The sequence below is a fragment of the Flavobacterium sp. 40-81 genome (genome assembly GCF_001898245.1).
GTDB classification, from domain to species: domain Bacteria; phylum Bacteroidota; class Bacteroidia; order Flavobacteriales; family Flavobacteriaceae; genus Flavobacterium; species Flavobacterium inviolabile.
The window spans coordinates 24,913-33,750 of sequence record NZ_MKTM01000042.1; the positions used below are offsets into that span (position 1 = coordinate 24,913).

The 8,838-nt window shown below is 39.4% G+C and carries 9 protein-coding genes; 7 read left to right on the forward strand and 2 right to left on the reverse strand.

The window, feature by feature from the left end:
• Nucleotides 1-73: 73 nt before the first annotated feature.
• Nucleotides 74-1,063: a 6-phosphofructokinase gene (gene pfkA / locus BGO42_RS17700; RefSeq protein ID WP_177734337.1), complete on the forward strand. Its 990-nt coding sequence runs from the start codon at nucleotides 74-76 to the stop codon at nucleotides 1,061-1,063.
• 19 nt (nucleotides 1,064-1,082) lie between these two features.
• A complete protein-coding gene (gene gap / locus BGO42_RS17705) occupies nucleotides 1,083-2,087 on the forward strand; it encodes a type I glyceraldehyde-3-phosphate dehydrogenase (protein ID WP_177734338.1) in 1,005 nt (334 codons plus the stop codon).
• Nucleotides 2,088-2,142: 55 nt separating this feature from the next.
• Here the strand turns inward: gap and BGO42_RS17710 are convergent, their stop codons facing one another.
• Together BGO42_RS17710 and BGO42_RS17715 are read right to left on the reverse strand one after the other, a co-directional pair.
• Nucleotides 2,143-4,317: a S9 family peptidase gene (locus BGO42_RS17710; protein WP_273247078.1), complete on the reverse strand. Its 2,175-nt coding sequence runs from the start codon at nucleotides 4,315-4,317 to the stop codon at nucleotides 2,143-2,145.
• Nucleotides 4,318-4,488: 171 nt separating this feature from the next.
• Nucleotides 4,489-5,694 carry an aminotransferase class I/II-fold pyridoxal phosphate-dependent enzyme gene (locus BGO42_RS17715; protein WP_177734340.1) on the reverse strand — a complete coding sequence of 402 codons (1,206 nt, stop codon included), beginning with the start codon at nucleotides 5,692-5,694 and terminating at the stop codon, nucleotides 4,489-4,491.
• 190 nt (nucleotides 5,695-5,884) lie between these two features.
• Between BGO42_RS17715 and BGO42_RS17720 the strand changes: the two genes are divergently transcribed.
• From BGO42_RS17720 to lpdA, 5 genes are all read left to right on the forward strand, one after another.
• Entirely contained in the window at nucleotides 5,885-6,343 is a 459-nt protein-coding gene (locus BGO42_RS17720; protein ID WP_177734341.1) for an Lrp/AsnC family transcriptional regulator, read from the forward strand.
• A gap of 85 nt (nucleotides 6,344-6,428) precedes the next feature.
• Entirely contained in the window at nucleotides 6,429-6,629 is a 201-nt protein-coding gene (locus BGO42_RS17725; RefSeq protein ID WP_177734342.1) for a hypothetical protein, read from the forward strand.
• 44 nt (nucleotides 6,630-6,673) lie between these two features.
• The gene (locus BGO42_RS17730; protein ID WP_177734343.1) at nucleotides 6,674-6,868 is read left to right on the forward strand and encodes a hypothetical protein; all 195 of its coding nucleotides are present in this window, start codon (nucleotides 6,674-6,676) and stop codon (nucleotides 6,866-6,868) included.
• Nucleotides 6,869-6,908: 40 nt separating this feature from the next.
• Complete coding sequence (locus BGO42_RS17735) at nucleotides 6,909-7,109, forward strand: hypothetical protein (RefSeq protein ID WP_177734344.1); 201 nt, start codon at nucleotides 6,909-6,911, stop codon at nucleotides 7,107-7,109.
• Nucleotides 7,110-7,310: 201 nt separating this feature from the next.
• Nucleotides 7,311-8,714 (forward strand): dihydrolipoyl dehydrogenase, encoded by a 1,404-nt coding sequence (gene lpdA, locus BGO42_RS17740; RefSeq protein ID WP_273247079.1) that lies wholly within the window; start codon nucleotides 7,311-7,313, stop codon nucleotides 8,712-8,714.
• Nucleotides 8,715-8,838: the final 124 nt, after the last annotated feature.

Below are 8,838 nucleotides of genomic sequence, written 5' to 3' on the forward strand. Positions count from 1 at the left end.
GGTTTATGCTAAATATGCCTATATTCTGTAAGGTATCTCGTGTTTATTTATTAAATTTACAAATAAAGAGTTTATGGTATTAGAAACGATTAAGAAGATCGGAGTGCTTACTTCGGGTGGTGATGCGCCGGGAATGAACGCTGCTATTCGTTCTGTGGTCAGGACCTGCGCGTATCATAATATTGAATGTGCGGGAATATACCGCGGATTCCAGGGAATGATCGAAGGAGATTTTAAAGAAATGGGACCCCGAACGGTAAACAATATTGTCAATAAAGGCGGAACGATATTAAAGTCGGCACGGTCAAAAGATTTTATGACAGCCGAAGGCCGTAAAAAAGCCTACGAACACCTTAAAAATGCCGGTATCGATGCCCTGGTTATCATTGGCGGTGACGGTAGTTTTACCGGTGGTCTGGTTTTTAACAAGGAATTCAACTTTCCGATCATGGGGATTCCCGGAACGATTGACAATGATATTTTCGGAACCAGTCATACCCTTGGATTTGATACCTCGTTAAACACTGTTGTCGAAGCTATCGATAAAATCAGGGATACGGCCAGTTCCCACAACCGTTTGTTTTTTGTGGAAGTAATGGGCAGGGATGCCGGACATATCGCGCTGAATGCGGGAATTGGTGCCGGTGCCGAAGAAATACTCATTCCGGAAGAAAACCTGGGTTTGGAAAGACTGCTGCAATCGCTTCGAAAAAGTAAAGAATCCGGAAAATCATCCAGTATTGTTGTCGTAGCAGAAGGGGATAAAATTGGTAAAAACGTTTTTGAACTGGGCAACTATGTCGAAGAAAACCTGCCGGAATATGACGTGCGTGTTTCCGTTTTAGGACACATGCAGCGCGGTGGCTCTCCCTCTTGTTTTGACAGGGTTTTAGCCAGCCGTTTAGGCGTTAAAGCCGTTGAGTCCTTACTGGAAGGAAAATCGAATTATATGGTCGGATTACTGAATGATAAAGTAGCTTTGACCCCATTAGAACAAGCAGTAAAGGGACATTCGGAAATAGACAGGGAACTGTTGCGCGTTTCTGAGATTGTTTCAATTTAGTAATTATTAAGAAAAGAAAATGATGAAAGTAAAATTAGGAATTAACGGATTCGGAAGAATCGGAAGAATTGTTTTTAGAGAAACTATAAAAAGAGATAATGTAGAAGTGGTAGCGATCAACGATTTATTAGCGGTTGATCACCTGGCTTATTTATTAAAATATGATTCGGTTCACGGTCGTTTTGACGGGAAAGTGGAAGTAAAGGACGGTCAGTTGTATGTAAACGACAAATACATCCGTGTGACTGCCGAAAAAGATCCTTCCCTTTTAAAATGGGATGAAGTGGCGGTAGATGTTGTGGCCGATTGTACCGGAATTTTCACCACTCTGGAAAAAGCGGATGCCCATATTAAAGGCGGTGCTAAAAAAGTAGTGATCTCGGCTCCGTCTGCCGATGCGCCAATGTTTATCATGGGGGTAAACCACGATAAAATGACAGCTGCCGATACTATTGTTTCCAATGCATCCTGTACCACAAACTGTCTGGCGCCTTTAGCGAAAGTGCTGCATGACAATTTTGAAATCGTGGAAGGTTTAATGACCACGATACATGCCACAACTGCGACACAGTTAACGGTTGACGGACCTTCCAAAAAAGATTTCAGAGGCGGAAGATCGGCTTTGGTTAACATTATTCCGGCTTCTACCGGAGCCGCAAAAGCAGTTACCAAAGTAATTCCGGAACTAAAAGGAAAACTAACCGGAATGGCAATGCGTGTACCGGTGGCCGATGTTTCTGTAGTGGATTTAACGGTAAAGCTGAAAAAAGAAACATCCTATGATGAAATCATGGCAGTACTGAAAAAGGCCTCCGAAAATGAAATGAAAGGAATTATCGGATTTACCGAAGACGATGTGGTTTCCCAGGACTTTGTTTCCGATACCAGAGCCAGCATCATTGATGCCAAAGCCGGAATTGAACTGAATTCCACCTTCTATAAAATCGTATCCTGGTATGATAACGAATACGGGTATTCCTGTAAATTAATTGACCTGGCGGTTCACGCAGGAAAATTGGTGTAACAGTATCCATAAAAAAAGCCTTCTCATTGAGAAGGCTTTTTTTATGGATAAACATTTAGTTCTTTAAGTGTAAATCAAAATAGCGTGCTATTTTTTCATTTAAATGAATTCGGTCTCTTCCGGAAACATTGTGTTCGTGTGTAGGGTAAAGGAAGTAATCTACCTGTTTTCCTGCTTTAATACACGCTTCAATGAATTCCATACTTTGCTGTTGTACTACAACCGGATCCTGAGCACCGTGAATCACTAATAAATCACCTTTTAACTGGTTCGCTTTATTGATAACGCTTGTTTTTTCATATCCTTCAGGATTTTCCTGTGGTGTGTCCATATAACGCTCTCCGTACATTACTTCATAATATTTCCAGTCGGTTACCGGTCCGCCGGCAACACCCACTTTAAACGTATCGTTTTGGTTTAACATCAGGGAAATGGTCATAAAACCACCGAAGCTCCATCCGGATACCCCGATTTTATCGGCATTAACAAACGATTTTGATTTTAGGAATTCAACCCCTTTCATCTGGTCAGCCATTTCGTTTTGACCTAATTTACGGTGGTTTACATCACAGAAGTTTTTTCCGCGGGAATCACTTCCTCTGTTGTCCAAAGTAAACACTACATATCCCTGTTGTGCCATATAATAGTCAAACAGGTTCGCGCCGCCTAACCAGCGGTTGTTAACCAATTGGGCATGCGAACCGCCATATACATAAACCATTACCGGGTATTTTTTAGCAGCATCAAAATTTGCCGGATAAATTAAACGTCCGTTAAGCGGAGTTTTTCCATCGGCAGAAGTAATTGTTACCAACTCCATTTTAGGCATGTTGATTTTTCCGGTATACGGATTTTCAGCGCTCAATAAAGAAGTTGCCTTTTTTGATTTAACGTTGATGATCGCCACTTCATTTGGTGTAGTGGTATTGCTGTACTGATCGTATACAAAAGTTCCGTCAGAACTTAAGCTGGCAGTGTGCGTACCGGAAACGGTTGTTAACTGTGTTGTCGCTCCGGATTTCAGGTCTACTTCATACAATTGTCTGTCCAATCCGTTGTTAGCGGTTCCGATATAGCTGATTTTTGTTCCTTTAGCATCAAAATCCAAAAGATCTTTTACCACGATATCTTTATAACCTAATTTTTTGATCAGTTTTCCATCGGTATTGTACAAATACAGGTGGTTGTATCCTTCATTCTCCGTTTGGTATAAAAACTGGCTGTTGTTATTCGGAAGGAATGTTAAATCGTGTTGCGGCTCCACATAGGTTGCCGACTTTTCTTCAAACAATGTTTTTACAAAAGCTCCGGAAACAGCGTCATATTTGTTTAGTTTCAAATGATTCTGCTCGCGGTTTAAAAGACCTACGTAAACAAATTTACCGGTTGGATCCCAGGTAACACAGGTTAAGAACTGTTCTTTCGGTTCACCGGTTTTCAGCGTAACTTTATTATTTGAAGCGACATCGAAAATCACCAAAGTAACTTCTTCGCTTTTCATACCCGCCATAGGGTATCTGATATCTTTTACTGCTGCAACTCTGGCACCAAAATCAACTAAAGGATAGTTGGTTACCATTGTTTCGTCTTTTCGGTAATATAAAAGCTTGTCGCCGGCTTTATTCCACCACATTCCCTGGTGAATTCCAAATTCCTGACGGTGTGTATAATCACTTCCGTTAACAATTCCGGCATTTTCATCGTTCGTTACAGCAATGGTTTTTCCGCTGGCATCCGTAATTTTAATATTGTTTTTTTCTAACCATGCCACACGGTTTTTGGTTTCGGTTGGCAATTGATTCGCTGCATCAAGCGGAATGGATAGAATATTTTTGATTGTTTTTTGTGCAGCATCAAATTCTACTATATAATTCGCTTTTTTACCGCCCACTTCAAAAGCAAGTGTGTTCTGATCTTTCCAGCTGTAAGCAAAAGGAAACATTCTCAAAGCAAAATCGTCCTGAGGGAATTTTGCTTTTAAAGCATTCTGAATATCATCTTTGGTTAAAAGCGTGGTTTCTTTCCATTGGTTCGCATCACTACGGGTTACTAAATTCTGGTAAGAATTGTCTAAGTACGTAATGGCTTTTACATCTTTTCTCCATTGTGTAGCAAGCATCGACTTGGGAGCGTAGGTACGAAGACCTGTTGTCGCTTCTTCAATAGTCAGATTTCTTTGTGCAAAGGTCATCGACCCGGCAAGAAGAAACAAAAAAGTGATTTTTTTCATTTAATAATAGAATTTTAAAACGGCTAATTTATTTAAAGTTATACCAAGATAGTGTTAATGAACCTACAAAATACCGGTATAAGCAGATTAGTTGCAATAGTTTGGAATTTGTTACAAACAAAAATCCGTTTAAGAATTCTTAAACGGATTTAAACTAAAAAAACTAAAAACTTAATTTAAAATCGAAAGTTCTATCATACAATCTTTCATCATCTGATAGGTTCTCTCAATATCGTTATCCAAACCGATTGAGAAACGGATCAAACCGTCGGTTAATCCCATTTCGGCCTGTTCATCCAAAGGAATTTCAGAAGAAGTGGAAGTACCCGGTGCGCTGAACAATGTTTTGTAGAAACCTAAACTTACCGCAAGGTATCCTAAGTTTCTGTTTTGCATTAATTCCATTAATTCGTTGGCTTTGTCCAGGCTGCCCACGTCAATAGTCATCATACCGCCAAAACCGTATTCCGGATTGATCATACCTTTGTATAATTCGTGGCTTGGATGGCTTTTTAATCCCGGATAAACCGTTTTAATGCCGTCCTGTTCAAATTTCTCAGCCAGGTATTGTGCATTGTGACTGTGTTGTTTCATACGGATGTGTAAGGTTCTCAGGTTTTTAAGTACGCTGGCCGAACGCAAACTGTCCATCGTTGGACCTAAAAGCATACTGGCTCCGTCGTTTACACTTTTTAAAGAGTTGATAAAGTCTGCAGAGGCACAAACCACACCGCCAACAGTATCACTGCTTCCGTTAATGTATTTGGTTAAACTGTGAATCACGATGTCCGCACCCATTTTTGCAGGAGCAACGGATAATGGTGAAAAGGTATTGTCTACCACTAACGTCAGGTTGTGTTTTTTGGCCAGTTTTGCCAGGCTGGCAATATCAGCTACTTCCAGTAAAGGATTGCTTACCGTTTCGCAGTACAATACTTTTGTATTCGGCTGGATAGCTGCTTCCACTACGTCTAACTTGGTAATGTCCACAAAAGCCGTTTCAATAGCAACACGCGGTAAAAAGTTTTTCATGAAAGCATACGTACCACCATAGATGGTTCTGCTGGAAACAATATGGTCACCCGCTTTACACAGCTGTAGCAAAGTAGGAGTAATGGCACCCATTCCGGAAGCGGCCACGTTTGCGGTTTCCGTTCCTTCCATTGCTGCCAGCGCTTCTCCTAAGTATAAATTACTTGGAGAAGAGTGGCGTGAATACAAATAGCATCCTTCTGCATTTCCTTCAAAGGTGTCAAACATTGTCTTCGCAGAAAGGAATGTATAGGTAGAGGAGTCAGAAATGGAAGGGTTTACGCCTCCAAACTCTCCAAAATATTGTAAATCCTGTATTTTATCAGCGGGATTGAAATTTTTCATACTTTATAGTTTGTTGTTTGGGTATCTGTAATAAAAAGGTCAAATTAAATATATTAGCGAAAAAAAGTCAATAATGTGTTTGAAACTTGGAAAATAAAACTATTAAATTGTATATTGGTAGTTTATATTTCTGTTTAAATGTTAATTATAGCATTTTTGCCAAAATATTTTAATTTCAAAAAATAATACTATGAATTTTGATGATATTGATAAAAAACTGTTGAAATTATTACAAACCGACTGTAAACAGACCAATAAAGAGCTTTCTTTAAAACTGAACCTGTCGGTAACCGCCGTTTATGAGCGCATTAAAAAGATAGAGAAAGAAGGGATCATCTCGAATTATGTGGCGTTGCTGAACCGGAATAAGATCCAGAAAGGGTTTGTGGTGTTCTGCCACCTGAAGCTCACGCAGCACACCAAAGAGTTTATCAACCAGTTTGAAAAAGAAGTGGTACAGTTACATGAAGTACTGGAATGTTTCCACGTGAGCGGTGATTACGATTATATCCTGAAAATCTGTGTCAAGGACATGGAAGAGTACCGGGAATTTATGGTTACAAAATTGACTACTTTGCAGCATATAGGAAGTACACATAGTACATTTATGATAGGTCAGGTTAAGAATACGACTATTTTTTCGGTATAAAATGAAATTATTTATTTTTTTTTAGTTGTTTAGTTGTGAATAATGTACTACTTTGGCGTTAAATTAATCAAACAAAAAACAACTTATGAAAACAAATTTATTAAACATCGAAGGTGTACAGGTTTTGTCTAAAGAAAATCAGCGCATGATTAAAGGACAAATCAGTGGTAAGCCAAATTATTCATTATGCGGCTGTTCCTGTACAGGTGCTGTAACCGGACCAGACTATTGCTACGGTTATTTTGCCTGCCCGGATGTTTATACCTGTCCTCAGCCAGCCGACTAAATTGTACTAAATTTTAAATATAAAACCTTTTAACCAAACAACTTATGAAAACAAACCTTTTAAACATCGCAGGTGTACAAGTATTAACAAAAGAGAATCAAAGAATGATCAAAGGGCAGATAAGCGGTGAGCCGGATTTATCAAAATGCGGATGTTCATGCAGTGGTGCTGTAACCGGACCAAGTTATTGCGATCGTTATATTGGATGTCCTCAGGTATATACTTGCGGAGAGGTATAAGATATAAGTAATCATTTTAACGTAAATAAATCCTACTACTATGAAAACAAACCTACTAAACATTGCCGGAGTACAGGTATTGTCAAAAGAAAATCAAAGAACAATTACCGGTGCAGTCGGAGTTATTAACCCGGACTTGTCATTATGCGGTTGTTCGTGCAGCGGTTCGGTAACCGGACCGGCTTATTGCAGAAGATATATTGCCTGCCCGCAGGTATATACCTGTCTGGACGTAATGTAATATCGTTTTAAAAAGATATTTGAAAACCCCGGATTTCCGGGGTTTTTTTAGGCCCTGTTTTTACGAATACCGCAATTAATCCGGACAGTATATAAAGGAACGTTAAAAGCGCTTTTATTTTGCAGATAAACCAATTTCGTGTAAACAAAATTCCTTAATTTTGTAATGAAATTTTTAAAAACACAACATAAAATAAATACTATGAGTTCATTTGACGTAGTTGTTATTGGTTCAGGTCCTGGGGGCTATGTTGCAGCAATTCGTTGCGCACAATTAGGAATGAAAACTGCCATTATTGAAAAATATTCTGTTTTAGGAGGTACTTGTTTAAATGTGGGATGTATTCCATCTAAAGCATTGCTGGCCTCTTCACATCATTATGAAGAGCTTTCTCATTTTGCCGATCACGGAATTGAAGTTGCCGGTGAAGTAAAAGTAAATTTAGAGAAAATGATTGCCCGTAAACAGGCAGTTGTTGACCAGACTTCCGGCGGTGTTAAATATTTAATGGATAAAAATAAAATTACTGTTTTTGAAGGAGTAGGATCGTTTGAAAATGCAACGACTGTTGTGATTACTAAAAAAGACGGTACTGTAGAAAAAATAGAAGCTAAAAATACAATTATTGCTACCGGTTCCAAACCGTCTTCTTTGCCTTTTATCAAAATTGACAAAGAAAGAATCATTACTTCTACGGAAGCTTTGGAATTAAAAGAAGTACCAAAACACCTGGTAATTATTGGTGGTGGTGTAATCGGACTGGAATTAGGTCAGGTTTACCTTCGTTTGGGAGCTCAGGTTTCGGTAGTGGAATTTATGGACAGAATCATTCCGGGTATGGACGGTGCTTTGTCAAAAGAACTGACGAAAGTGTTGAAAAAACAGGGAATGAAATTCTATACCTCACACAAAGTACAATCGGTAGAGCGCAATGGTGATGCTGTTGTGGTTAAAGCTGAAAATGCTAAAGGAGAGATCATTACTTTAGAAGGAGATTATTCTTTGGTTTCTGTAGGCCGTCGTCCGTATACAGACGGATTGAACGCAGATAAAGCCGGCGTGAAAATTACCGAAAGAGGACAGGTTGAAGTAAACGACCATTTACAAACGACTGCTTCAAATATTTATGCAATCGGAGATGTGGTTCGCGGTGCAATGTTAGCACACAAAGCGGAAGAAGAAGGTGTGATCGTAGCAGAATATCTTGCCGGACAAAAACCGCATATCGATTATAACTTAATTCCGGGTGTTGTTTATACCTGGCCGGAAGTTGCTGCTGTTGGAAAAACAGAAGAACAATTAAAAGAAGCTGGTGTTGCCTACAAGTCGGGAAGTTTCCCGTTCAAAGCTTTAGGACGTGCCCGTGCAAGTGCTGATACTGACGGATTCGTGAAAATCCTGGCCGATGCAAAAACAGATGAAGTTTTAGGAGTTCACATGATTGGTGCCCGTTGTGCCGATTTAATCGCAGAAGCGGTAACGGCAATGGAATTTAAAGCTTCGGCTGAAGATATTTCAAGAATGTCCCATGCGCATCCAACATTTGCGGAAGCTGTTAAAGAAGCTGCTTTGGCCGCTACAGATAACAGATCGTTACACGTATAATTTTAATTATAGTTGAGTCGTCCTAAAATAGGTTGACAGATTTTAGAATAAAAATATATTAACCAGTCAGGCTTACCTGGCTGGTTTTTTCATGTATAAAATTAGGTGTTTTCATCATTAAACT

Excerpts from the sequence above, each read along its gene's own strand:
- BGO42_RS17710 (WP_273247078.1), bottom strand. The coding sequence starts at position 4,317 with ATGAAAAAAATCACTTTTTTGTTTCTTCTTGCCGGGTCGATGACCTTT.
- lpdA (WP_273247079.1), top strand. The coding sequence starts at position 7,311 with ATGAGTTCATTTGACGTAGTTGTTATTGGTTCAGGTCCTGGGGGCTAT.
- BGO42_RS17725 (WP_177734342.1), top strand. The coding sequence starts at position 6,429 with ATGAAAACAAATTTATTAAACATCGAAGGTGTACAGGTTTTGTCTAAA.
- gap (WP_177734338.1), top strand. The coding sequence starts at position 1,083 with ATGATGAAAGTAAAATTAGGAATTAACGGATTCGGAAGAATCGGAAGA.
- BGO42_RS17730 (WP_177734343.1), top strand. The coding sequence starts at position 6,674 with ATGAAAACAAACCTTTTAAACATCGCAGGTGTACAAGTATTAACAAAA.
- BGO42_RS17720 (WP_177734341.1), top strand. The coding sequence starts at position 5,885 with ATGAATTTTGATGATATTGATAAAAAACTGTTGAAATTATTACAAACC.
- BGO42_RS17735 (WP_177734344.1), top strand. The coding sequence starts at position 6,909 with ATGAAAACAAACCTACTAAACATTGCCGGAGTACAGGTATTGTCAAAA.
- BGO42_RS17715 (WP_177734340.1), bottom strand. The coding sequence starts at position 5,694 with ATGAAAAATTTCAATCCCGCTGATAAAATACAGGATTTACAATATTTT.
- pfkA (WP_177734337.1), top strand. The coding sequence starts at position 74 with ATGGTATTAGAAACGATTAAGAAGATCGGAGTGCTTACTTCGGGTGGT.